We start from the raw sequence: 24509 nt of genomic DNA, 5'->3' as shown, positions 1-24509 counted from the left end.
AGGTATTGAAATGTATAGCGATTTAGAAGGGAAAGTTGTTGTTATTACAGGATCAGCAAGTGGTCTTGGAAGGGCGATGGGAGTAAGGTTTGCTAAGGAGAAAGCGAAAGTGGTTATTAATTATCGCTCACGAGAGTCAGAAGCGAATGATGTGTTAGAAGAAATTAAAAAGGTAGGCGGAGAAGCGATTGCTGTAAAAGGTGATGTAACTGTCGAATCAGATGTGGCGAATCTCATTCAATCTGCTGTGAAAGAATTTGGTACACTTGACGTTATGATTAATAATGCAGGGATAGAAAATGCGGTACCGTCGCATGAAATGCCGTTAGAAGATTGGAATAAGGTAATTAATACAAATTTAACAGGTGCTTTTTTAGGGAGCCGTGAAGCGATTAAATATTTTGTAGAACACGATATTAAAGGATCTGTCATTAATATGTCTAGTGTTCATGAGAAAATTCCATGGCCATTATTCGTGCATTATGCAGCAAGTAAGGGTGGCATTAAACTTATGACAGAAACGTTAGCGTTAGAATATGCACCAAAAGGTATTCGAGTAAATAATATTGGACCAGGTGCAATTAATACGCCAATTAATGCTGAAAAGTTTGCTGATCCTAAAAAACGGGCTGACGTAGAAAGTATGATACCGATGGGCTACATTGGAAAACCGGAAGAAATCGCAGCGGTAGCAACTTGGCTTGCTTCATCAGAGGCGAGTTACGTAACTGGAATTACGTTATTTGCAGATGGTGGAATGACTTTATACCCATCGTTTCAAGCTGGGCGTGGGTAATATGAAAAGGACAAAGAGTTTTATCTCTTTGTCCTTTTTGCAAAAAAAAATAGCGTTCGGCTATTTTAAATTTAATGATTAATTGTATCTTGAAGAAATTCTGTTGCTTGATGTTCAGTAACATTTTGTACGAGCGCGACTTCGCTAATCATCATTTTTCGTGCATTATCTAGCATTTGTTTTTCGCTCGCATTTAATGCTCTCTCTTTATTACGGCGAAGTAAATCCCGAACAACTTCTGCGCTATCTTGTAAATTGCCGTTTTTCATTTTTTCCATATTCATTGTATATCTTTGTTTCCATGAGAGTGATGGGTCTGATTCCCCATTTTGAAATTCAAGCAGTATATCATCTAACGTACCTTGATCAACGATATAACGAATACCTGATTTTTGTAATTGATCCATCGGAAGCATTACTTGCATATCTTTACTAATGATACGTATCACACAATATTGACGTGAAGTACCTAATATTTCTTTCTCTTCAATTGCTTCGATGATCCCTGCACCGTGCATTGGATAAACGATTTTATCACCAATTTGAAACAAATCATCCACCTCCATATGTGGTAACTACTCTTAATGATAGCATACGTATGTAAAAATGTCAAATTTTATATAATAACATAATATTTATATTCGAGTCAATAAGATAAAGTGCTTTTTTTTATGTTTTTTTTTGAGTCTTATTTATAGTGATTTTTTTAGAAAAATAGTACAGGCGAAGAAAGAAGGCATATCCACTTATTTTTAAGCATAAAATGTAGAATCGCTAATACAATATACCTAAATCCGTTCTTTGCAAGGGAGGGAGAGAAGGTGGGGCGCACAATAAGGATTGATATTACAAATAAAGTTGTAGCTAAATTTAGACCAGATTATTTGGAATTATATACGAGTAAATTTATGATAGGTAAGTTTTATGTCTATACTGAAGATAAACAATATGTGTTAGAAGACGGATATATATATGAGAATGGAAAGTTCTATCGCATCATAGATACGCACCGTGGCAATAATCAAGCGGCGGAGGGCTGCGATCTAGGATGGTGTTAAGATGATTCGTGTGAAAGTGTTTGATGAAAGTCACGAAAAAGATTTAGAAGACGCTGTGAATGTGTTTTTGAAAAAGATTGATGATAGCAACTTTGTAGATATTAAGTACCAAGTTGGTGTTTCTATTAACGACGATGAAAACCAAATTTATTGTTTTTCAGCAATGATCGTTTATAAAGCATAAAAAAGAGCTGGTTGAGCCAGCTCTTTTTTATGTTTTACGTTGGGACAACATGGGTTGGTAATCCGTTCATAATAGATTGTGCTGTACCTGTCTTATTCGTCTTTAAAAGAAGTTCTTCCGTTTCATGCTTTTGGGCATCTTTGCACATACCGAGGTGATAACGATCACCTAAAAATGGATCGATATAAAAACCGTTTTTGAATATTTTATCATTTGGATGTTTTTCATGGTGAATGTCAGAACAGTTAATGCAATAGAACATAGCTTTCATCCCCTTTGTATTTTGGTTTAAAAAAGTGAGTGGGTAGTCATTTCGCTCCTAAGGAAATGTTGAGGAGAAGAGAAATAACTACCTACTCAAATGGTGGGCATATTCCTTCTGATTTGTCATATCTCGCGTATTGTCCCTGAGGGAAGGAGGAGAGACGATGTACGCATGATATAAGTAAGGCGCTTCTTTCAATATGAATGATGGAGTTTCATGTTGAGAGAAGTTTTTATTTTGTATTGCCTTTGTGAGTATATTATGAAGGAATGCTGAGAGGGTGTTTGTCCTGTTGAAAAAATGTTGAGAATTTCTCAACAGTAAAAAAGAGTCAGTGTTGACATGAAACTAAAAGGTGTTATATCATCTAAATACAACCAAAAGGTGTTATGTTGTAACGCCGAGTAAAGGAGAATGAAAATGGAACAACAAAATACATTAAATGATATTAAACAAACAATCGTTTTTAACGCGTCTATTCAAAAGGTATGGAGTGTAGTATCAACTGCAGAAGGAATCGCATCATGGTTTATGCCAAATGATTTTGAATTAAAGGAAGGACATGAATTTCATGTGCAATCGCCTTTCGGACCATCACCTTGTAAAGTGTTAGAGATTGATGAACCAAATCATTTAACTTTCTCATGGGACACAGATGGCTGGGTTGTTTCATTTAATTTGAAAGACTTAGGAGATAACAAAACAGAATTTACGTTAATTCACGGCGGCTGGAAACATCCTGATGAAATTCTTCCGAAAGCGAATGCGAAGAGCTCTATTATTCGCGATAGAATGAGCGGTGGTTGGGTAGCGATTGTAAATGAAAAACTGAAAAAGGTTGTCGAAGGATAAGTGTCTTCGTCAGCAGCTAAATATGATGTATTCCAAGCAATTGCTGATCCAACTCGCCGAGAAGTGTTACGGTTATTAAGTGATAAAGAGTTACCAATTTCAAAAATAACGGATCATTTTCCGATGAGTCGTACAGCTGTTGTGAAGCATCTCCATATTCTTTCCGAAGCGAATTTAGTAAGTGGAAGAAAAAGCGGGAGAGAGAAGATATACCGCTTGCAACCAGAGCCGTTAGAGGAATTACAACAGTGGCTCTCGTACTATGAACGTTTTTGGGATAATAAATTGTCCATGCTGAAACATATTGTGGAGAATGAAGAGTAGGTTTTATATAAAAAGGATGACCAAAATGGTCATCCTTTTTACTATTGTTCACTTGTTTGTGTAGCTGGTTTTAATAAAAGCCAAGCGATAATTAATGTACATACTGCTAATACGAAAGTACTCATATAAATAACGTGTACACTTGATGCTAGTGCCTCCTGTGATTCGGTTACTACGTTTGCTGTAGTTCCTCCGTGTCCGCCAGAAGATACGAGATCAAGATTTTTAATACCACGTGCGTGAATCATCGTATTGAAGATTGTGCCGAATATTGCAGCACCTAATGTTTGACTAAATGTATTAATAAATGTGTTTAAACCAACGGCTGTTCCGCGTGTATGTGCTGGTACGGCTGCTTGAATTGTTACCATGTAAATCGGTGTCACAAGCCCCATTCCTAAGCCGAATAATCCGACCGCCACATAAATAAGGAACGATGGTGAATTTGTTGATAATGTAAATAATAAGAAGGTAGCAACGGATAAAATGCTAGCTCCAAGTAAAATGATTTGTTTCGTTTTTAGTTTGCCGACTAGATTACCAGAGAAGATGGCACCAAATGTCCACATAACAGGAATTGGCATTAAAATAAGTCCGGCTTCTGTCGCATTTTTCCCTAATACACCTTGGCTCCAAATTGGAAGGTACATTGTAATGCTAATAATCATTGCACCAGCAATAAGGGTTAATATGTTTATCGTAGATAATGTACGGTTAGAGAAAAGTGTTAACGGAATTAATGGTTCTGGAGATTTTTTCTCGATGAATAAGAAAATAATAAATGAAATAACAGCAAAGATTAATAGACCGATAATTGTTATGTCTCCCCAGTTTTGCTTACTGCTACCTGTTAATAATGCATATAGTAGAGCGATTGTACTTAATGAAAAAACTGTTGCACCAAGATAATCGATATGATGCTTAGCAGGCTTAATAGATTCTTTGTAATAAATAGCAATCATTAAGCAAGCAATAATTCCAAATGGAACGTTTAAGAAGAAAATATAACGCCAAGATAGAGAATCAACTAAAAATCCACCGACTAATGGTCCGATAACACCAGAGACACCCCAAACAGCACTCATCCATCCTTGTGCTTTTGCACGGTCTTTCGCTTCGTCATATAAGTCTCCGATAATCGTCATTGTGATCGGCATAACAGCACCAGCACCTAAACCTTGAAGAGCACGGAAGAAGATAAGCTGTTCCATCGATGTAACGACACCGCAAAGTGCAGAACCGACTAAAAAGATTGTAGCTCCGATAAGTAAAACTTTTTTACGACCGAATAAATCAGCTAGCTTTCCGTATATTGGAGTCGAAACAGCTGTTGCAAGCATATAAATTGCATATACCCAACTAACGAGTTCGACGCCTGACAAATCACTCGTTATACGAGGGATTGCTGTACTAACAATCGTTCCTTCTACCGCAGAAAGAAACGTCATTAACATTAAAGACATCATGACTTTTTTTCTCATATGTTTTCCCCTTACCCTTTTTTAAATATTCAACAATATAAAATATAAAGGTACTAAGGTATATAAAGCAATAAAAAAGCACGAGGGGATTTGGTATTCTTTGTTGATAGGTCGGTATATCTTGAGGGATCGCCGATATAATTGAAAGACCGCTGTTATGATTTCATGGCAATATTAAAAAAAGAAACAGGAATCCCTGTTTCTTTTTTCAATATTGCATTTTCGCGTTTTCTCCAGCTGTCGTTCCGGCAATTCTACCAGTAACGAGGGCGGATGTAATATTATAGCCACCAGTATAACCGTGAATATCAAGAACTTCTCCGCAGAAGTATAAGCCATTCGTGAATTTAGAAGACATTTCTTTCGGATTAATTTCTTTAACGGATACACCGCCACCAGTAACGAATGCTTTTTCAATTGACTGTGTACCATTTACATTCACAATAAATTCTTTAAAGTCTTTCACAAGTGCACGAATCTTTTCGTGAGAAACTTGTCCAGCTTGTTCGCTACCGTCAATTTCATTTTTTTCTAATAAGAATAGGAAGTAACGCTCAGGAACATAACCTTTTAATACGTTTTTAATTCCTTTTTTCGGATCTTCTTTCATTTGTTTCAGCATACGTTGGAATAGTTGTTCACTATTTTCCTCTGGCAATGCATCAATACTCATTTGTACTGTATTCGTTTTAAACTTTTTCAGTGCTTTCACGACGAATTGACTACAGCGAAGAGCAGCAGGACCAGATAGGCCGAAATGAGTGAAGAGCATGTCCATTTTATGAGAGATGATAGCTTTTCCTTTCGGATTTAATACGCTTAAGTTTATATCGCGTAAAGCGAGACCTTGTAATGAGCGGTCACGTATAAACGGCTCGTTTGAAAGGATAGGTACTTCTGTTGGGAATAATTCTGTAATTGTATGCCCACCTTTTTCAGCCCAAGCATATCCGTCTCCAGTAGAACCAGTTTGAGGAACTGATTTTCCGCCAACAGCGATAACGACGTGATTCGTTTCTAACACTTCACCTGTTTGCAGTACAACTGCTTTCGTTTGACCGTTTTCATATTCAATCGTTTCAACAGGTGTATTTGTACGGATTTTTACACCTAAGTTTTTTAATCGTGTTAAAAGTGCGTCTACAACAGATTGTGCTTTGTTTGACACAGGGAACATACGGCCATGGTCTTCTTCTTTCAATTTAACACCAAGATTTTCAAAGAATGTAATAATATCTTCATTATTAAAAATAGAAAAAGCGCTGTATAAGAAGCGACCGTTTCCTGGTATATGTTTAACAATTTCATCAAGTGGTAGACGGTTTGTTACGTTACAGCGCCCGCCACCAGAAATCGCAAGTTTACGCCCGAGTTTATTTCCTTTATCAAGAAGCAAGACATTTGCGCCTTCTTCTGCAGCACCAATTGCAGCCATTAGCCCAGAAGGACCGCCGCCGATGACAATAACATCATAATGCATAATATATCGACCTCATTTTCTACATTTCCTGCCTAAAAGAATAGCATGTTTTCCCTTAAAAGAAAAATAGAGTGAAGTACTGCTTAATGAGAGAATTGTGGTACAATACAAAAGTTAGAGTTCAGCACTATCCTGCTATTTGTGGGCAATAAGACTAAAACCCTGAGATTTAGGAGAAGTAAATAGGGAGTCTGTTAGCCTGTAAATGCTCGAATGGTTCAACTAATAAGGAGTAGGAGAGAAGTCTCCGACTAATTGTAGTCTCACTTTATCCCGCTATTTGTGGGCGGTAAAATTCGGCTGGATCAAAGAATTCAGTAAGAGCCATACTGCCTGTAAACGCTTGATTGGTGAGGGTTAATAATTAGTGGGGATGAACAAAACTCCAACTAATTATAGTTTCACTTTATGTAGATGTAGGAGGATTTTTGTATGTCCGATTCGAAATTTCTGCGCGGAACGCTTATTGTTACGCTAGGGACATTTTTAGTAAAGTTCTTAGGCATGATTTACGTCTTTCCGTTTCATGCATTAGTAGGTACAGAAGGCGGAACGCTCTATACATATGGATACATTCCATATACGATCTTTTTAAGTATCGCAACGGCAGGTGTGCCGCTTGCTGTTTCGAAATTTGTTTCCAAATATAATGCGCTTGGCGATTATAAAACGAGCCGGAGAATGTTCCGCTCGGGAATGGTTATGATGATAGTAACAGGGGTTCTTTCATTCCTAGTACTGTACATGACGGCACCATTATTTGCAGAAGCAATGCTTGGTAAACAAAGTATACACAATAATGTAGGAGAAGTTACGACGATCATTCGTCTTGTAAGTTTCGCACTTATTGTTGTACCAGCAGCGAGTTTAATTCGTGGTTATTTCCAAGGTCACCAATCTATGGGACCAACTACCGTTTCACAAATTATTGAACAAATTATTCGTATCGTCTTTTTATTAGCAGGTAGTTTTATCGTTATTAAAGTACTTGGCGGTACAGTTGCAACAGCAGTTGGAGTAGCGACATTTGCTGCGTTCGTTTCAGCGGTTGGAGCGCTTGGTGTGTTAATTTGGTACTGGCTAAAACGTAAAAAATATTTGGATCAATACTTAATTGAACAAACTGTACCAGAATCAACAGTAAGTACCGTTCAATTGTTTAAAGAATTATTTGCATATGCAATTCCTTACGTTGTAATTGGGTTAACAATTCCTTTATATCAACAAATTGATACATTGACATTTAACTCAATTATGCAAGCGATTGGTCAAGGCGATATCGCAGAGCGAGCGCTTGGTATTTTCACAATGTGGACGCATAAGCTAATTATGATTCCTGTATCACTTGCAACTGCGTTTAGTTTAACGCTCGTGCCGGCGATTACAAAGTCATTTACTGAAAAACAATACCGCTATTTGAAATTACAAATTACACAAACATTCCAGGCAAATATGTTTTTAACATTGCCAGCAGTTATCGGTATTTCAACACTTGCATATCCAATTTACACTGCTTTCTATGACTCAGATCCATTAGGTGGACAAGTATTAATGTGGTATGCACCAGTTGCATTGTTATTTGCTTTATTTACGGTAACAGCGGCGATTCTGCAAGGGATTAATCAACAAAAACATGCGATTGTCGCGCTTGTTATGGGTGTTATTTTGAAATTTGTATGTAACGTAATCTTTATTCGTTATTTCGGTACAGTAGGAGCAATTCTAGCGACCGCAGTTGGTTTCTTAGCTTCTGTTTGGTACACAAATCGACAAATTAAAAAATACGCACACTATTCATTCGGTGTTGTATATAAAAGAACTTTCCAAATTGCAATATTGACACTTGTAATGGTCATTGCTGTAAAACTATCACAATGGATTCTATCCTTCATGATTTCGCCTGATGGCCGTATTGGTGCTCTTATAACAGTTGTGATTTGTGCAGGTATTGGTGGTCTTGTTTACGGATTATTAGCAATTCGCACAGGAGTACTTGAAAGAGTATTTGGCGGAGAAGCATTAGATAAAATTCAACGTAAACTTGGTAGTAGATTTAAAATAAAGTTGAAATCAAGAGGGGCGTAATTACGTCCCCTTTTCTATGATAAATAAAGAAGGTGAAAAACGTGAGATTAGATAAATTATTAGCGAATATGGGATATGGAAGTAGAAAAGAAGTAAAGAAATTATTGAAAGATGGCGTTGTGAAAATTGATGGAACGCCAGTAAAAGATGCGAAGGTTCATGTAAATGTAGAAGAGCAAGAAGTTATGATTCACGGTGAAGTTGTGGAATACAAAGAGTTTGTGTATTTAATGTTGCATAAACCACAAGGTGTTATTTCAGCGACGGAAGATGATAATCATGAAACAGTAATAGATTTATTAGAATTAGAAGATGCAATCTTTGATCCGTTCCCAGTTGGAAGACTTGATATTGATACGGAAGGTTTCTTATTGATAACAAATGACGGGAAGTTATCACATCAATTGTTATCTCCGAAAAAGCACGTGCCGAAAAAATATTATGCACATGTTGCAGGAGTAGTAACAGAAGAGGATGTAAAAGAGTTTGCTAAAGGTGTTATTTTAGACGATGGCTATGAAACAAAGCCAGGTGCGCTTACAATATTAAAAAGCGATGATATTTCCGAAATTGAGCTTGTGATTACGGAAGGGAAATTCCATCAAGTGAAGCGTATGTTTGAAGCGGTAGGGAAAAAAGTTGTTTATCTGAAGAGAACAGAGATGGGCCCGTTAGTATTAGATGAAGAACTAGAACTTGGACAATACCGAGAGTTAACAGATGAAGAAGTAGAAATGTTAAAAACATATCAAGTAGATACTGAAAAATAGTACCTTTCTAGGTGCAGAAAAGACCCCTTTCTAATAGTTAGAAAGGGGTATGTATTTATTTACATACAATTATTTTTCGTTATGAGGTCATTCTCACTTTCTTTCCTGTTGTTGTCCACTTACCGCGGCAAGGGCTATACACGAGTTCATTAAACTGCAACACATTTAGATCACGTTGTATCGTTCGCGGTGTGATCCCGAACTCATCTACAAGGTCTTTCGTCGTTACCGTTCCGTTTTCATTGATGTACATATAAATTGATTTAATGCGTGTTAGCATACGAGTAGTTGTAGGTTTCAAAAGAAAACCACTCCTCTACTAGTTTTTTTGACCCCATTGCAGGAAAGAAGGTCGTTACTACCATTGTACTCTACATGATAAAATTCATGCTTTAATCTACTTAAATTTTACAAAAGTTTAACAAATATTCATATAGAAAAATATTGGTAGTTGACATTGTATATATGGTCAGTCAACTAACACATAAAATTCTACGTAAAACGCCAAATTCCTGCAAATTTTTTTAAAAAATAAAAGAAAAACTAATGGGAAATATCTGAAATATTACAATTGTTCGGTATTTGGTTTTCGTGTATGGCATAAGGTATTTCGGTTTGCTATGATGAAAGAGATAATATAGTGAAGGATGGATGCGCGATGTCAACGATTAATTGGACAGAAGAAGTTGCAAAACGAAAAGATGATTTAATTCGTGATACACAACAATTTTTACAAATTAAAAGTGTATGGGAAGAAGAGTCGGCGAAAGAAGGCGCACCATTCGGTGAAGGTGTAGAAAAAGCGTTATCTTTCATGTTACATAAAGGAGAAGCTGAAGGTTTTGTTTCTAAAAATTTAGAAGGGTATGCAGGTCATCTTGAAATGGGACAAGGAGAAGAATTAGTAGGTATTCTTTGTCACGTTGACGTTGTACCAGAGGGAGATGGCTGGACGACACCTGCATATAGCGCAGATATTCGCGACGGAAAGATTTTTGCACGTGGTGCAATTGACGATAAAGGCCCAACAATGGCAGCTTATTATGCGATGAAAATTGTGAAAGAATTAGGTTTACCTCTTTCAAAACGAGTTCGTATGATTTTAGGAACAGATGAGGAAAGTAATTGGAAATGTGTAGATCACTACTTTAAAAACGAAGAAATGCCAACAATCGGTTTTGCGCCAGACGCGGACTTTCCAATTATTAATGCGGAAAAAGGAATTTCTGATATACAAGTTGTGCAAAATGGTAGTGAAGAGAAAAAAGGTACATATGAACTTGTTTCCTTTGACTCAGGTCGCCGTTTAAATATGGTTCCTGATTTTGCAGAAGCTGTTGTTACAGGAGAAGGTGTAAATGCACTTACGGTAGCATATGAAGAGTATTTACAAAATGCTAAAAAAATAGGGAAATTAACTATAGAAGGAAATACAGTGAAGCTGCAAATGGAAGGAATTTCAGCACACGGATCTACTCCTGAAAAAGGAGAGAATGCAGGCTTATCATTAGCGAGCTTCTTAACTACAATTTCACTTGATGGAAAAGCAAATGCATTTGCGACATTTGCAACAGAAACATTTACTGGTGATATTTTTGGTGAAAAAGCTACTATTGCTTATAAAGATGAAATTAGTGGTCCATTAACAGTAAATGTTGGTCGCCTTTCTTATACGAAAGAAAACGGTGGCAACTTAGGGCTAAACGTACGTTACCCGGTTACAACTAACTTTGAAGAAACAATTGCGAAGTTGAAAGAGTATGTTGGTACGCATGGGTTTGAAGTAGCTGACTATTCTAATTCACGCCCGCATCACGTTGATAAAGACCACGTATTAATTCGTACGTTGCAACGTGTATATGAAGAACAAACAGGAGAAAAAGCAGAATTGCTAGCAATTGGAGGAGGCACTTATGCTCGCTCATTAAAAGCTGGTGTGGCATTTGGCCCGCTATTCCCTGGAAAAGAAGAACTTGCGCATCAAAAAGACGAGTACATTGAAATCGAAGACTTATTAAAGGCAACAGCAATTTACGCGCAAGCAATTCATGAATTAGCGAAGTAAAGTGAAACTTTAATCGCCGATAAAGGATATATGAATAATGACCGCTCTCTACTTTAGAGGGCGGCTTCTTTTTAATTGAATGATATAAGAAAGAAAAGCAACAATAAAAGGAAGGAGAAGATGTACATGGAGCTGCATTATTTTGTCGCGATTACTTTACCAAATCATATAAAAGAAATGCTTTCTAACTATAAAGAGGATACGAATGAGGAATTACCATTTCGCTCGTGGGTACATAAGGAAGACTATCATATTACCCTTTCCTTTTTAGGAAGTGCAACAGAGGAACAATTAGAAGGAATAAAGAATGGATTACAAACATTTACAAAAACAAAAGAACTATCGTTCATGTTACAAGGGTTTTCAACGTTTGGTAGGGAAGATCAGCCCCGTATTTTTTGGGCGAAGGTAAGTGAGAATCATGATTTGTTTCAGTTACAAAAGCAAGTACATGCCATTTGTGAAGAAAATGGTTTTTCTCTAGAAACACGCCCGTATCATCCGCATATTACTATTGCTCGTAAATGGATAGGAAAAGAAAAGTTTCATTTAGAAAGTATAAAAGAAGTGCCTGAAATATCATTTCAAGCAGATACAATTACTTTATACGAATCCCACGTGAAAGAAACCCCAAAGTATAAACCGATTGCTGAAATAAAATTACAAAAATAGAATGGTGAAAACGTTTTTTATGCAGGTGAATATACTATAGAGAAGAATGGAGTTACTGTAGAGGGTCTTGTTGATAAGAAAAGTCTTATCATTTGCAGCTCATTTTATCTCGCCTGATTGGTGAAGGCTAATAATGAGTGGGGATGTAAAAACTTTCTCACTCATTAAAGTTTCACTTTATTTTAACTTTGAGAATGATGGTGATTTTTTTATGTTGAAAGTAAAACGTCCATTTGATGCCTATTTAGATGAAATGAATAAAATTACAATTTTGCTCCCACATGCGTATGGAACAAGTCGGACATTTCGTTTGCAAGAAGGAAGTAATGTGAAAGATTTACCGATTGCTCATACTATTGCGCTTCCGGATGCAACGAAGTATGAGTGCTTTATAGAAGAGCCGCTAGATGTGGGGAAGTATTATACAGTACGAGATGAACGGAATGAAGAAACGGATTTACAAATAGGGGCTGTTATTCGAACAACAATTTTCGATGAAAAGTATTATTACGAAGGTACAGATTTAGGTGCTGTGTATCAAAAAGAAGCAACGACATTTAAAGTGTGGGCCCCAACTGCAAGGCTTGCGAAAGTAAGAATTTATAAAAGCGATAAAGAATATACCGATCATGAAATGTACAGAGGAGAAAACGGAGTTTGGATTCAAACCTTACAAGGGGATTTAGACGGAGCGCGCTATACATTTCTTGTTTGTATTAATTTAATATGGAACGAAGCTGTGGATCCTTACGCAAAGTCGGTGATGGTAAACGGAAAATACGGTATTGTTATCGATTTAGAAAAGACAAATATAACAACACAAGAGGAATTACCACCATTACAGTCAATGACAGATGCCATATTGTATGAACTGCATATTCGTGATGCGACTATTCATCCAAATAGTGGAGTAATTCAAAAGGGGACATATAAAGGGTTGATGGAAGAGGGAACAACAGGACGGAATGGAACGTTAACAGGGCTGTCTTATATAAAAGATTTAGGTGTTACACATGTTGAACTATTGCCTTTATACTGTTTTGGTGGTGTAGATGAGGCGAATCCTTCTTCCGCCTATAATTGGGGGTACAATCCATTGTATTATAATGCACCAACGGGATTTTATGCTACAAACCCCTCTGATCCGTATAACAGGATAGTAGAGTGTAAACAATTGATTGAAACATTTCATGAACAAGGCATTAGGGTGATTATAGATGTTGTATATAATCATGTTTATGAAAGGGAGCTATCGTCATTTGAAAAGCTTGTTCCAGGATACTATTTTCGTCATGGTGAAGATGGTATGCCTTCTAATGGGACGGGAGTCGGAAATGATATAGCGTCTGAACGAAAAATGATGAGGAAATTCATCGTAGAGTCTATTTTATATTGGCTTAAAGAATACAATGTCGATGGATTCCGATTCGACTTAATGGGAATTTTAGATGTTGATACAATGAATACGATAGAAAAAGAAGTGCGAAACATAAAACGAGATGCCTTGTTATTAGGAGAGGGATGGGATTTACAAACACCGCTTTCTCTTGAGGAAAAAGCAACGTTAAATAATGCGAAGAAAATGCCACATATCGCACAGTTTAATGATCAATTTCGTGACGGGATAAAAGGGAGTACATTTCATATAAATAAGCGTGGTTTTGCATTTGGTGGGCATGTAGACTGTAATCATTTGCAGTATATTGCAGCAGGAAGTCTTTTAAGTATGAAAGAAACAGGGCTGTTTCTAGAGCCTGTGCAAAGCATTAACTATGTAGAATGCCATGACAATATGACGATGTGGGATAAACTAGCGCGGAGTAATGAAGAACCAGAAGCGATTTTGAAAAAACGTCACTTGCTAGCAACGGCAATGGTTATTCTTTCGCAAGGTATTCCTTTCTTACACGCAGGACAAGAGTTTTATCGTACGAAGAAAGGAAATGAAAATAGTTATAATGCAAATGATGAAATCAATCAATTAGATTGGAATCAAAAAGAGAAAGAGATAGAGACCGTTAACTATATAAAAGGATTAATTGCGATTCGTAAAGAGCACGGGGCATTCCGATTACAAAATGCAGACCTTATAAAAAAACATATGACTTTTTTACAAACATCTACAGAAGTACTTGCATACCACCTGCAAAATGTAAAATCATTTGGACCGTGGAAAGAGATTGTCGTTTTATTTAATAGCGGTTTAGAAGCTAAAACGGTGCAATTACCGAAAGAAGAAATGTGGCATGTAGTAGTAAACGAAAAGCAAGCGAAAATAGAGCCAATTTCCTCATTTAGAGGAAAGGAACTTAGGCTGGCTCCAATTAGCGCGTATATATTGACGATAATGTGACAAATCGCTACTTGACGATGAGAATGTAATAAATGTAGAATTGACAAAGGTGACGATTTTGATAAGTTGTCATTCTATGACAGGTTTTGTAAAATATAATAGAGAATTTTTGGCTTAGGCTAATTTTTCTTTTCATTCACAGTAAAATATATATGAATCCACAACATGTGTAGAAATGTTGCGGTTTTTCTTTTCATAACTATAAAAGATAAGGATTTGTTAACGGGTAATGAATATGGAATGGTTGGAACAATTATTAGGAAAAGAGTGGAGTCTTGTACCGGCTGGTGGAGTAACGGGCGATGCGTATATTGCGCAAAACGGACAACAGAAGTTATTTTTAAAGCGGAATACATCGCCCTTTTTAGCGGTATTGTCAGCAGAAGGAATTGTTCCAAAATTACTTTGGACAAGAAGGGTAACGAACGGTGATGTAATTTCTGCTCAAAAATGGCTTCCGGGACAGAAGCTAGAGCCAGAGGATATGAAACTAGATCGTGTTGCGAAACTTTTGAAGAAAATACACTCCTCTAAAGCGCTTGTACAGATGATTCAAAGACTTGGGAAGCAGCCGCTTCACGCACAAGAGTTATTACAACAACTGCAACTCCTTTTAAGAGGAGATATAAGGGATGATGAAACAATTCAGCAAGGTCTTCAATATTTAACGGATTCATTAAAAGATATTGAATACAATGAATTCGTTGTATGTCATTGTGATGTAAACCATAACAACTGGCTATTGTCGGATGAAGATGAGTTGTTTTTAATTGATTGGGATGGAGCTGTAATTGCTGACCCAGCTTTAGACCTCGGTATGTTATTATATTGGTACATTCCGCGCCACGAATGGAGTGAGTGGCTCGGTTATTATGATATTGAAATGGATGAATCATTGCTTAGGCGAATGAGATGGTATGTGATAGCACAAACGATTTTGTCTATTCAATGGCATACAACAAAAAAGCAGCAAGCAGAAGCTGAATATTGGCATCAATATTTACAGCAACTACTTGCTTCAGAATAATACTTAAGAAAAATTGTCCATTCCAGCAATCCACTGAGTAAGTTGTTCTTGATTATTGGAAATATGGTTGTCCAAATTAGAGGAAGATTTACCCGATTGACTATAAGAATATACATCGTTTAGCATTGTTTTAGCGTCACTACTTATATTATCGTTTGCGAGTAACGATTGAATGAGGCGCTCTAATTGCTCGCATTCTGAAACTGTCCCGCAGCAATCACTTTGGTGATTGACTAAAATATCTTTCAGCACTTCTAATTGATGTTGTTGATTAATTGGCATGAACGGATCATCCTTTCGATTGTTTTCCTCTTCAAATGTAAGAGGAAAAGCTGTTTCGTCATGGAATGTTTAATGCTGTATGTAGTTTTTATCAAAATGGTACATCTTATACTTGAAAGAAACGGACCGAGTGCTCGTACGTACTTGGTTTTTTGTTTGGTAGATTGATTAAAAAAAGAAAGAAGGAATTATTCCTTTAAAATAGTTTCGTAAAGAGAGGGAGACATCTATGCGTTTAAGACATAAACCGTATGCAATGGATCGAATTAATGAATACTCACATATCGTAATTGTAAACCCAGAGGAGCGCGCTGGTAACTGGAAAGAAGTATTTGGAAACGAACAACCAATTCACATTGAAGTAGGTACAGGTCGTGGCCGCTTTATGTATGATATGGCAAAAGCGAATCCGCATATTAATTATATTGGAATTGAAAAATTCACAAGTGTTGTCGTAGATGCACTTGATAAATTAATTGAAGAAGAATTACCGAACTTAAAGTTAATTAATAAAGATGCTGAAGATTTAACAGTTTTCTTTGCGAAAGGTGAAATCGATCGCGTTTATTTAAACTTTTCAGATCCATGGCCAAAGAAACGTCATACGAAGCGTCGTTTAACGTATAAAACATTTTTACGTAATTACGAAGAAGTGTTAGTAGAAGGCGGAGAAATTCATTTCAAAACAGATAACCAAGGTTTATTTGAATATTCTCTTATGAGTATGGCTGAGTATGGTATGTTACTAACTTACTTAAGCTTAGATCTTCATAACAGTGACTTTGAAGGTAACATCATGACTGAATACGAAGAGAAATTCTCTAGTAAAGGTCATCGTATTTACCGAGTTGAAGCAAAATATCGTACAGAACCTATGCAGTAATGCGTAGGTTTTTTTATGTCTAAAATAATCAGAATTTTATGTTAAGATTAATTGAAAAGGGGGATGTGTAATGGAACAGTTACAAATTGGAGATATAAAAGTGACATGGTTAAATGGCGGGAATACACATTTAGATGGAGGGGCAATGTTTGGTGTTGTGCCGAAAGTACTTTGGTCACGCAAATATAAACATAATGACACAAATCATATTTATTTACGAACAGATCCGTTACTTTTGCAAACGAAAGACGGAAACATGCTGATTGATTCAGGAATCGGAAATGGTAAATTGGATGAGAAGATGAAACGAAATCAAGGTGTAACAGAAGAATCATCAGTTTATGAATCATTAGAAAAATTAGGATTAAAGTCTGAAGATATACATGCTGTTTTAATGACGCATCTTCATTTTGATCACGCATCTGGTTTAACAAAATGGGAAGATGATCACCTTGTACCAGCTTTTCCGAATGCGAAAGTTTATGTAAGTGAAACAGAATGGAATGAAATGAGGAACCCAAATATTAGATCACGTAATACATATTGGAAGGAAAATTGGGAGCCGATTGTAGATCGAGTTGTTACGTTTCAGCAAGAAATAGAGATTACAGATGAAATCAAGATGGCGCATACGGGTGGTCATAGTGATGGACATGCAGTTATCGCTTTGGAAAGTCAGGGTGAAACGATGCTACATTTAGCAGATCTCTTGCCGACACATGCACATCAAAATGTATTATGGGTAATGGCATACGATGATTATCCGATGACATCGATTGAAAATAAGCAAAAATGGATGAAGTATGGTGCTGAAAAAGAGGCATGGTTTACGTTTTACCATGACGCATATTATCGCGCTGTGAAGTGGAATGAGGAAGGATATATTGTGGAAAAGATAGAACGAAAAACGAGTATAGAGGCTTAAAAATAGGAGGTTGTTCAACAAAAGTTGTTGGAGCAGCCTCCTTTCTTTTGCAGGATTTTGTTGGTAAGTCGATATAATTTCAATCACTATCCGTAATTTTTCAAAAAAATAAGAGGTTCACCTAATGGGAACCCTCCTTTTTATGCTGTTATAACCTCTAAAACAGTACCTGTTTTAGCATCAACTAAAAATTCAAATCGTTCTTGTATATCATCTAACATTGTTGTAAGACCGCCGCGATAAACTTCATATGCGACATCATATTTTTCAAATGTCTCTGGAACCATATGTACCCAAGAGCCAGTAATTTCACCTTTATGACTTAATGCTTGTTTCACCATTTTCAATGCTTTTTCTGAAGAAATATGGGATTGTTCTTGTACTTTGTTTGCAACGAAATAACCAGCTGCAAATCCAACGCCAAGACCTGCTACTAAACCTTTCCAGCTCATATATTCACCTCAATTCTATAAAATAAAAATAGTGTACCAATAATAATTATAAAGCAAATACAGCTAAAAAAGAAGAAACTAGAAACATTTCGAAAATTTCGTTACAATAAAAGAGGTATTCTACTAAGGTTTGAAAGAAGGGGACTTCGTGAATAAAGAGACATTACAATTATTTCGTACGTTAACAGAATTACAAGGTGCATCAGGTTTTGAACATGATGTACGCCGTTTTATGAAGCAAGAATTAAGCAAATATGCTGATGAAATTGTGCAAGACGGTTTAGGTAGCGTATTTGGTCTGAAAAAAGGGGACGAAACTGGCCCGCGTGTTCTTGTAGCAGGTCATATGGATGAAGTAGGTTTCATGGTTACGCAAATTACGAAAAACGGAATGCTTCGTTTTCAAACGTTAGGCGGCTGGTGGAGCCAAGTTCTATTAGCGCAGCGTGTACAAGTTATGACGAAGAATGGTCCTGTTATTGGGGTTGTTGGTTCTGTTCCTCCTCATTTATTAAGTGATGCGCAACGTGCAAAACCGATGGATATAAAAAATATGTTAATTGATATAGGTGCAGATAGCTATGAAGATGCGATTGAAATTGGTGTAAAACCAGGACAACAAATCGTGCCAATCTGCCCGTTTACGCCGATGGCAAACGAAAAGAAAATTATGGCGAAAGCTTGGGATAACCGTTACGGATGTGGTCTGGCTATCGAATTATTAAAAGAATTAAAAGACGAAACATTACCAAATACACTATACTCTGGTGCTACTGTACAAGAAGAGGTAGGTCTTCGCGGTGCGCAAACAGCTGCAAATATGATTCAACCAGACATTTTCTATGCGCTTGATGCAAGTCCAGCAAACGATGCTTCTGGTGATAAAACGCAGTTCGGTCAATTAGGAAAAGGTGCTCTTCTTCGTATTTACGATCGCACGATGGTAACGCATAGAGGAATACGTGAATTTATTTTAGATACAGCAGAAACAAACAATATTCCGTACCAATACTTTATTTCACAAGGTGGTACAGATGCGGGTCGTGTACATACAAGCAACTCTGGTATCCCATCAGCGGTAATTGGTGTTTGCGCGCGATATATTCATACACATGCTTCAATTTTACATGTTGATGATTATGCAGCGGCGAAAGAATTAATTACGAAGCTTGTAAGAACGACAGATAAAACGACGTTAGAGACAATTAAGAATAACGCGTAGAGAAGAAGGGCTGAAGAGCCTTTCTTTTTTTAGGTGGGAGAGATAACTCAGCGATGAGTGGTGGTGCTCCCACGTATAAAGAGTGATTTTATGAAGATGAAATGATGATTTTTTATAGAGGTGAACGAAATGAAGGTAGTAGTTGGATCGAAGAATAAAACGAAGGTTGGCGCTGTGGAGAAAGTTTGGAAAGAGGCCGAAATTACATCTCTTTCTGTTCCGTCAGGAGTAGCAAATCAGCCTTTCTCAGATGAAGAGACGATGCAAGGAGCAATTAATAGAGCGAAACGAGCGCTGCAAGAAGGAGAAGCACAAATTGGTATTGGGCTAGAAGGCGGCGTAATGAAAACGGAGCACGGTTTATTTATGTGTAACTGGGGCGCGCTAGCAACAAGCGATGGGAAAATATTTGTTGCTGGCGGGGCACGTATTACGTTACCAGACGATTTTTTAACACCTCTTGAAAATGGCAAAGAGTTAAGTGAAGTGATGGAAGAGTTTGTGCAGAGAAAAGATATTCGTAGTCACGAAGGTGCGATCGGTATTTTTACAGATGATTATGTCGACCGTACGGAATTATTTGTACACGTTGTTAAGTTACTTGTTGGGCAATATAAGTATGACGAAAAGCAAGCATAAACCTTGCACCATGCGCGATGTATGGTAGTATAAAAGAAAGATTATAACATGAAAAAATGCACTCGTTAGAGGAGGAAATATAGATGAAATCATTAGAAAGCATGGAGCAATTCCAACAATTAAAAAATGAAGAGAATGTAGTCTTTATGTTCTCAGCAGAATGGTGCCCAGACTGCCGCTTTGTAGACCCATTTATGCCAGAAGTAGAAGAGAAATATAGTGATTTCTCATTTTACTATGTAGATCGTGATGAGTTTATTGATCTATGCGTAAAATTAGACGTATTTGGCATTCCGAGCTTTGTAGCGTACAATAAAGGTGAAGAAACAGGTCGCTATGTAAACAAAGACCGTAAAACACAAGAACAAATCGAAGAGTTTATTGAAGGGTTAAAATAAGGCAATTTGCCAATTGAATTGTAAAACAACCTCTACCTTCGCGGGGGAGGTTATTTTTTTGGAAGGGAGGAAAAAGAGATGAAGATGACAAGTAAAAAGATGAAAGATGAGTTAATGAAGAAATTATCTCGCCCGGAATGGGACTTTCAGTATGATAGTGAGAAAGAAGTTCTACGTATAGAACAGAAAGACTCGAAAAAAGGTATTAACGTATCGCTTCCAGGAGTTGTGGCAAAATGGGAAGTGAACAAGGAAAAGGCAATTGAAGAGGTTGCCTATTACGTACAAGAAGCGTTAATTGCGATGCATAAAGAAGAAAATGGTGCGGCAAAAATTTTACCTGTTATTCGCTCTACTTCTTTCCCGAAACAAGCAGAAGAAGGAAATCCGTTTATTATGACGGATCATACGGCGGAAACACGTATTTACTACGCGTTAGATTCGAATAAAACGTATCGCCTAATTGATGAGCGCTTATTACAAAAATTAGAACTTACAGAACAGCAAGTGCGTGAAATGGCATTATTCAACGCTCGTTCATTAGGTTATGAATTTAAACAAGAAACAGTAGCGGGTAATACATTCTACTTTTTAAACACAAATGATGGGTATGATGCGACTCGTATTTTAAACGAATCGTTACTACAATCGATGCGTGAAAAGATTTCTGGTGACATGGTTGTTGCTGTTCCTCATCAGGATGTATTAATTATTGCTGATATCGTCAACGAAATCGGTTATGATATTATTGCACAAATGACAATGAAATTTTTTGCCGAAGGGCATGTTCCGATTACATCACTTTCATTCGTATATGAAGATGGGGACTTTGAACCAATCTTTATTTTAGCGAAGAATCGGAAGAAGACAGATGGAAAAGAGAAAGGATGAACGAAGTGAACGTTTTTTACAACCTTGAAGGAATTGGTGACACTCTAATTGTTGCCTTACAAGATATTACTTTAGAGAACCGTACTTTTGATCGCAAAGGAGATGTTGCACGCGTATATGATCGTGAAAGTAACGAAACAGCAGGATTCAACATCTTTAATGCATCTTCTTACTTAGAAGTAAAAGAAACAGGTAACCTTACATTAACGAAAGAACTTGTAGAAAAAATCAACGAAATTTTAGCGAAGAACGGCTTTGAAGAAACAGTAGAAGCAGACCTTTCTCCAAAATTTGTTGTAGGCTATGTAGCTGAAAAAGAAAAGCATCCAAATGCGGATAAGTTAAACATCTGTAAAGTAGAAATCGGTACAGAAACATTACAAATCGTATGTGGTGCACCAAACGTTGATGCAGGACAAAAAGTTGTCGTTGCAAAAATCGGCGCTGTAATGCCAAGCGGTATGCTAATTAAACCAGCTGAACTTCGAGGAGTTCCTTCTTCTGGAATGATCTGCTCTGCACGTGAATTAGAGCTTCCAGACGCTCCACAAGAAAAAGGTATTCTTGTATTAGAAGATAGCTTTGAAGTTGGACAAGAGTTCAAATTTTAATTGATGTAAAAAAGAGAGGTTGTCCTTTTGGACAGCCTCTCTTTTCTATTGAATCGTTAATATATTGCGAGTTGTGATAGATATATGTAGAAAATCGTTCATATTCATAAGGATGCCACCTTTTTTCTTAAAATCTATATTGTATTTTATAAACAAACTAGTTAAAATTTAGAAAAATAGAAGGGGATAGACGTATGAAACAACAACTAAAAATTGCAGCACTTCTGAAACGAATTGAAACTTCAAAACAGCAAGATATTGAGTTAGGTTCCTATGAAATATATTTGTTTAGTGAAAATGAATTAGAAAAAGGGCAAATCGGTTATCGATATGATAAACATAAGAATTCATTAATAAGTGAAGAAAACGGAAAGTGGCAAGAAGGATGGATTGCAATTGGATATGAAACGGATATGGGTGATCCGGTTTTCGTGAATATAGATGATAACGCTTATCCGGTTTATACTGCAGAGCGTGGTACAGAAACGTGGCAGCCTGTTTATATTGGAAGTATGGATGAGATTATAGGGCAATTATAAGAAAAACTTTGAATTCGGTGCAAAGTGATGGGAGAGAAGTATGAAGTATATAAAAATAATGAGCATGATTGCATTCATTGGAATATATATGGCCGGTTGTTCACAAGAGCAGCTGAAAAAAGAAACTACATCTTCTATACAAGAGAAAAGAAAAGATAACAAAGAAGACGCACCGGTAGAAAAGCAGCAAGAAGAAAAGAATGAAGAACCGCAAGCAATTGAAACGAATGAGCAAGTGGAGCATAAGCAGGAGGAAGTGCCGGCCGAAGAAAAGACAGAGGAAACTACACCGGTGCCCTCAACTGAGCAACCATTGCAAAATAATGAACAAAAAGTAGAGAGTAATGAAAAGCAAGGAAAGTTTCTCGTTGTTATTGATCCAGGGCATCAACAAAAAGCGAATTTAAATTTAGAGCCGATTGGACCAGGGGCAACGACACAAAAATATAAAGTGACAGATGGTACAACAGGTATTGTGACGAAAAAGAGAGAGGCTGTACTTGTATTAGAAATGGCTTTTTTATTAAAAGAGAAGCTTGAAGAAAAAGGGATACAAGTATTAATGACGAGAACGTCACAAGACGTTGATATAAGTAATAAAGAACGAGCGACATTCGCAAATAATCATAAGGCAAATTTATTTTTACGTCTGCATGCAGATGGTTCTGAAAATCCAAACCAAAGTGGATTTGCTGTATTGACGCCGGCAGAAGGAAGTCCATATACGAAAGAGATTTATGCGGAAAGCCTTCAAATCTCTCAAACAATTGTAAATAAAATGAGAGAAAATAATCAGATAAAAGTAAATGGAGTTAAATTTCGGGATGATCTTTCTGGATTTAATTGGGCAAAAGTTCCTGGCGTACTATTAGAACTTGGGTTTATGTCAAATCCTGAAGAGGATAAAAAATTATCTGACCCGCAGTATGTAAATTCTTTATTGCAAAGTGTAACGGATAGTGTGGATGAATATCGGAAGAGTAAAGCTTAAGCGCAGTCTTACATGAAAGGCTGCGTTTTTCCATATGAAAACACTCGTAAATTAGAATATTGTGGATAAATATGACATGCTTAATTTTACCTGCACTTTTTGCCGAATGCTGATACAATAAAGGATGTTACTATTTAGTAGAAAGAGTGGTAAGCATGTTAGATTGGATGAAAAAGCTGTTTAACAAAGAGGAAGAACAAACAGCGATGAATAAAGAAGTACCAAAGCAAATGGAAAGTCAGCCGAAAATTCCGCGTGTAAACCACTACACTGAAGCAAGAGAAGCACAAATGGCAAGTAGGAATGCAGGGAAATGCCGTTTTCCATTAGTACCGGATAATGGGTTCGACGAAGAGGATGTTATAGAAACAGGGCATTTTGAAGAACACTCTGTTCAAGCTGTAACGTATGAAGATCAGCCTATTCAAAGAGGAATAAAAGTGGAAAGAAGCAGACGACCGTATGTGGAGAAGGTAGTTTCTACATATGAAGAACCGGAAGTGCAATATGAACCGGAGCGAGAGTCTGTCATTAAAAAGGCATCTGCACCAGTGCAAGAAAGTAACCGTAGACCATTTCGTCCAACAGAAATGATTTCGCCAATTTACGGATATAATCGTCCTTCTGTAGAGAAAAAGGAAGAAAAGCAGGAGGAAGTAAAGGAAAGAGAAGATCTTGTAATATCTGTAGAGGGCAAAGCAGTTGTTGATGCATGGTTAGAGAAAAAAGGGTATACATTATCAGATTTCTCAGAAGGGCAAGCAACGTCTTCTTCGCCTAGTCATGAATCAGTTGGTCAACAAGATAAAAAGAAAGAAAAATCAGTTGTTGATCAATGGCTAGAGAAAAACGGTTATGAAATTGAACGCCAAGAGCTTTTAGTAGAAGAAAAAGAAGTGATTCAAGAAATGAGTACACCGCAGGAAGTTTCAGCGGATGAATTACTTCATAAAACAGTAGCTGAGCAGATGGAAAGTGCTGAGCTAGAAAAAGATGTAGTGGTGTTAAACGAAAACAATCTACAAGAAGAATTAGTAGCTTCTAAAGTAGAGCACGAGGATACAATATTATCAGAAGAAATTAAACGTAATACAGAAATAGAACAACCTACTATTGAAGTAGAAAAGCAAACTTCACAAGAATCAGTGATTGTCAAAGCAGAAGAAAAACTTGAAGAAACAATCATTGTGGAAATACCAGAAGAAACTGAAGAAGTGGAAGTAATTGCGGAAACGGAAGAAACTGAAGAAGTAGAAGTAATTGC

27 protein-coding genes and 1 pseudogene are annotated in these 24509 nt (G+C 36.9%); 21 read left to right on the top strand and 7 right to left on the bottom strand.

What is annotated here, in order from left to right; translation table 11 throughout:
- The first annotated feature begins 10 nt into the window (after window positions 1–10).
- On the top strand, window positions 11–796 hold the full coding sequence (locus COK05_RS11115) for a glucose 1-dehydrogenase (RefSeq protein WP_098612625.1): 786 nt from the start codon (window positions 11–13) through the stop codon (window positions 794–796).
- Window positions 797–867: 71 nt separating this feature from the next.
- On the opposite strand, the gene COK05_RS11110 is transcribed toward COK05_RS11115, so the two are convergent.
- Window positions 868–1362, bottom strand: a complete 495-nt coding sequence (locus COK05_RS11110; RefSeq protein WP_098612624.1) for a CarD family transcriptional regulator — start codon at window positions 1360–1362, stop codon at window positions 868–870.
- 255 nt (window positions 1363–1617) lie between these two features.
- Between COK05_RS11110 and COK05_RS11105 the strand changes: the two genes are divergently transcribed.
- Together COK05_RS11105 and COK05_RS11100 are read left to right on the top strand one after the other, a co-directional pair.
- Window positions 1618–1854 carry a DUF2553 family protein gene (locus tag COK05_RS11105; RefSeq protein WP_048374324.1) on the top strand — a complete coding sequence of 79 codons (237 nt, stop codon included), beginning with the start codon at window positions 1618–1620 and terminating at the stop codon, window positions 1852–1854.
- A gap of 1 nt (window position 1855) precedes the next feature.
- A complete protein-coding gene (locus tag COK05_RS11100) occupies window positions 1856–2038 on the top strand; it encodes a sporulation protein Cse60 (protein ID WP_000621751.1) in 183 nt (60 codons plus the stop codon).
- Window positions 2039–2072: 34 nt separating this feature from the next.
- Here COK05_RS11100 and COK05_RS11095 read toward each other — a convergent pair whose 3' ends face one another.
- Window positions 2073–2300 carry a DUF3973 domain-containing protein gene (locus COK05_RS11095; RefSeq protein ID WP_098612623.1) on the bottom strand — a complete coding sequence of 76 codons (228 nt, stop codon included), beginning with the start codon at window positions 2298–2300 and terminating at the stop codon, window positions 2073–2075.
- A gap of 423 nt (window positions 2301–2723) precedes the next feature.
- Here COK05_RS11095 and COK05_RS11085 point away from each other — a divergent pair, with 423 nt between their 5' ends.
- The gene (locus COK05_RS11085; protein WP_098612622.1) at window positions 2724–3155 is read left to right on the top strand and encodes an SRPBCC family protein; all 432 of its coding nucleotides are present in this window, start codon (window positions 2724–2726) and stop codon (window positions 3153–3155) included.
- Window positions 3156–3479, top strand: a complete 324-nt coding sequence (locus tag COK05_RS11080; RefSeq protein ID WP_000098845.1) for an ArsR/SmtB family transcription factor — start codon at window positions 3156–3158, stop codon at window positions 3477–3479.
- 41 nt (window positions 3480–3520) lie between these two features.
- On the opposite strand, the gene COK05_RS11075 is transcribed toward COK05_RS11080, so the two are convergent.
- Window positions 3521–4960: an MDR family MFS transporter gene (locus COK05_RS11075; protein ID WP_098612621.1), complete on the bottom strand. Its 1440-nt coding sequence runs from the start codon at window positions 4958–4960 to the stop codon at window positions 3521–3523.
- Window positions 4961–5168: 208 nt separating this feature from the next.
- Window positions 5169–6440, bottom strand: coding sequence for an NAD(P)/FAD-dependent oxidoreductase (locus COK05_RS11065; RefSeq protein WP_098612620.1), 1272 nt, complete (start codon window positions 6438–6440; stop codon window positions 5169–5171).
- 432 nt (window positions 6441–6872) lie between these two features.
- On the opposite strand from COK05_RS11065, the gene COK05_RS11060 reads away from it, so the two are divergent.
- Window positions 6873–8525 (top strand): putative polysaccharide biosynthesis protein, encoded by a 1653-nt coding sequence (locus COK05_RS11060; protein WP_098612619.1) that lies wholly within the window; start codon window positions 6873–6875, stop codon window positions 8523–8525.
- 41 nt (window positions 8526–8566) lie between these two features.
- A complete protein-coding gene (locus COK05_RS11055; protein WP_098612618.1) occupies window positions 8567–9295 on the top strand; it encodes a pseudouridine synthase in 729 nt (242 codons plus the stop codon).
- A 79-nt stretch (window positions 9296–9374) separates the two neighbouring features.
- On the opposite strand, the gene COK05_RS11050 is transcribed toward COK05_RS11055, so the two are convergent.
- The gene (locus tag COK05_RS11050) at window positions 9375–9596 is read right to left on the bottom strand and encodes a DeoR family transcriptional regulator (protein WP_000805512.1); all 222 of its coding nucleotides are present in this window, start codon (window positions 9594–9596) and stop codon (window positions 9375–9377) included.
- A gap of 357 nt (window positions 9597–9953) precedes the next feature.
- On the opposite strand from COK05_RS11050, the gene pepV reads away from it, so the two are divergent.
- The 4 genes from pepV (at window position 9954) to COK05_RS11025 (ending at window position 15412) form a co-directional block, all read left to right on the top strand.
- On the top strand, window positions 9954–11360 hold the full coding sequence (gene pepV, locus COK05_RS11045; RefSeq protein WP_098612617.1) for a dipeptidase PepV: 1407 nt from the start codon (window positions 9954–9956) through the stop codon (window positions 11358–11360).
- Between the two features lie 126 nt (window positions 11361–11486).
- A complete protein-coding gene (gene thpR, locus COK05_RS11040; RefSeq protein ID WP_098612616.1) occupies window positions 11487–12032 on the top strand; it encodes an RNA 2',3'-cyclic phosphodiesterase in 546 nt (181 codons plus the stop codon).
- Between the two features lie 211 nt (window positions 12033–12243).
- Entirely contained in the window at window positions 12244–14385 is a 2142-nt protein-coding gene (gene pulA / locus COK05_RS11030; protein ID WP_098612615.1) for a type I pullulanase, read from the top strand.
- Between the two features lie 229 nt (window positions 14386–14614).
- Window positions 14615–15412: a phosphotransferase family protein gene (locus tag COK05_RS11025; protein ID WP_098612614.1), complete on the top strand. Its 798-nt coding sequence runs from the start codon at window positions 14615–14617 to the stop codon at window positions 15410–15412.
- A gap of 3 nt (window positions 15413–15415) precedes the next feature.
- Here the strand turns inward: COK05_RS11025 and COK05_RS11020 are convergent, their stop codons facing one another.
- On the bottom strand, window positions 15416–15694 hold the full coding sequence (locus COK05_RS11020; protein ID WP_001122235.1) for a YtzH-like family protein: 279 nt from the start codon (window positions 15692–15694) through the stop codon (window positions 15416–15418).
- 229 nt (window positions 15695–15923) lie between these two features.
- Here COK05_RS11020 and trmB point away from each other — a divergent pair, with 229 nt between their 5' ends.
- Together trmB and COK05_RS11010 are read left to right on the top strand one after the other, a co-directional pair.
- Entirely contained in the window at window positions 15924–16577 is a 654-nt protein-coding gene (gene trmB, locus COK05_RS11015; protein ID WP_098612613.1) for a tRNA (guanosine(46)-N7)-methyltransferase TrmB, read from the top strand.
- Window positions 16578–16647: 70 nt separating this feature from the next.
- A complete protein-coding gene (locus tag COK05_RS11010; RefSeq protein ID WP_098612612.1) occupies window positions 16648–17502 on the top strand; it encodes a YtnP family quorum-quenching lactonase in 855 nt (284 codons plus the stop codon).
- Window positions 17503–17642: 140 nt separating this feature from the next.
- On the opposite strand, the gene COK05_RS11005 is transcribed toward COK05_RS11010, so the two are convergent.
- A complete protein-coding gene (locus COK05_RS11005) occupies window positions 17643–17954 on the bottom strand; it encodes a PepSY domain-containing protein (protein ID WP_098612611.1) in 312 nt (103 codons plus the stop codon).
- A 148-nt stretch (window positions 17955–18102) separates the two neighbouring features.
- On the opposite strand from COK05_RS11005, the gene COK05_RS11000 reads away from it, so the two are divergent.
- From COK05_RS11000 to COK05_RS10965, 8 genes and pseudogenes are all read left to right on the top strand, one after another.
- On the top strand, window positions 18103–19176 hold the full coding sequence (locus tag COK05_RS11000; protein ID WP_088023183.1) for a M42 family metallopeptidase: 1074 nt from the start codon (window positions 18103–18105) through the stop codon (window positions 19174–19176).
- Window positions 19177–19305: 129 nt separating this feature from the next.
- Window positions 19306–19815, top strand: a complete 510-nt coding sequence (locus COK05_RS10995) for a DUF84 family protein (protein WP_098612610.1) — start codon at window positions 19306–19308, stop codon at window positions 19813–19815.
- 83 nt (window positions 19816–19898) lie between these two features.
- Window positions 19899–20213 carry a thioredoxin family protein gene (locus COK05_RS10990; RefSeq protein ID WP_000838193.1) on the top strand — a complete coding sequence of 105 codons (315 nt, stop codon included), beginning with the start codon at window positions 19899–19901 and terminating at the stop codon, window positions 20211–20213.
- 78 nt (window positions 20214–20291) lie between these two features.
- Entirely contained in the window at window positions 20292–21104 is an 813-nt protein-coding gene (locus tag COK05_RS10985; protein ID WP_098612609.1) for a DUF1444 domain-containing protein, read from the top strand.
- The gene (gene ytpR / locus COK05_RS10980) at window positions 21101–21715 is read left to right on the top strand and encodes a YtpR family tRNA-binding protein (RefSeq protein WP_001006761.1); all 615 of its coding nucleotides are present in this window, start codon (window positions 21101–21103) and stop codon (window positions 21713–21715) included. Before COK05_RS10985 ends, ytpR begins: the two co-directional genes overlap by 4 nt.
- A gap of 194 nt (window positions 21716–21909) precedes the next feature.
- Entirely contained in the window at window positions 21910–22254 is a 345-nt protein-coding gene (locus COK05_RS10975) for a thiamine transporter (protein WP_098612608.1), read from the top strand.
- A gap of 40 nt (window positions 22255–22294) precedes the next feature.
- Entirely contained in the window at window positions 22295–23245 is a 951-nt protein-coding gene (locus COK05_RS10970; RefSeq protein WP_141539027.1) for an N-acetylmuramoyl-L-alanine amidase, read from the top strand.
- Between the two features lie 155 nt (window positions 23246–23400).
- Window positions 23401–24509 (top strand): annotated as a pseudogene (locus tag COK05_RS10965) (hypothetical protein); the annotation flags it as partial.

It is taken from the genome of Bacillus cereus (assembly GCF_002567495.1).
GTDB lineage: Bacteria > Bacillota > Bacilli > Bacillales > Bacillaceae_G > Bacillus_A > Bacillus_A cereus_AQ.
The sequence above is the reverse complement of the archived record's forward strand: the minus strand, read 5'-3'. Positions and strand labels throughout refer to the sequence as shown.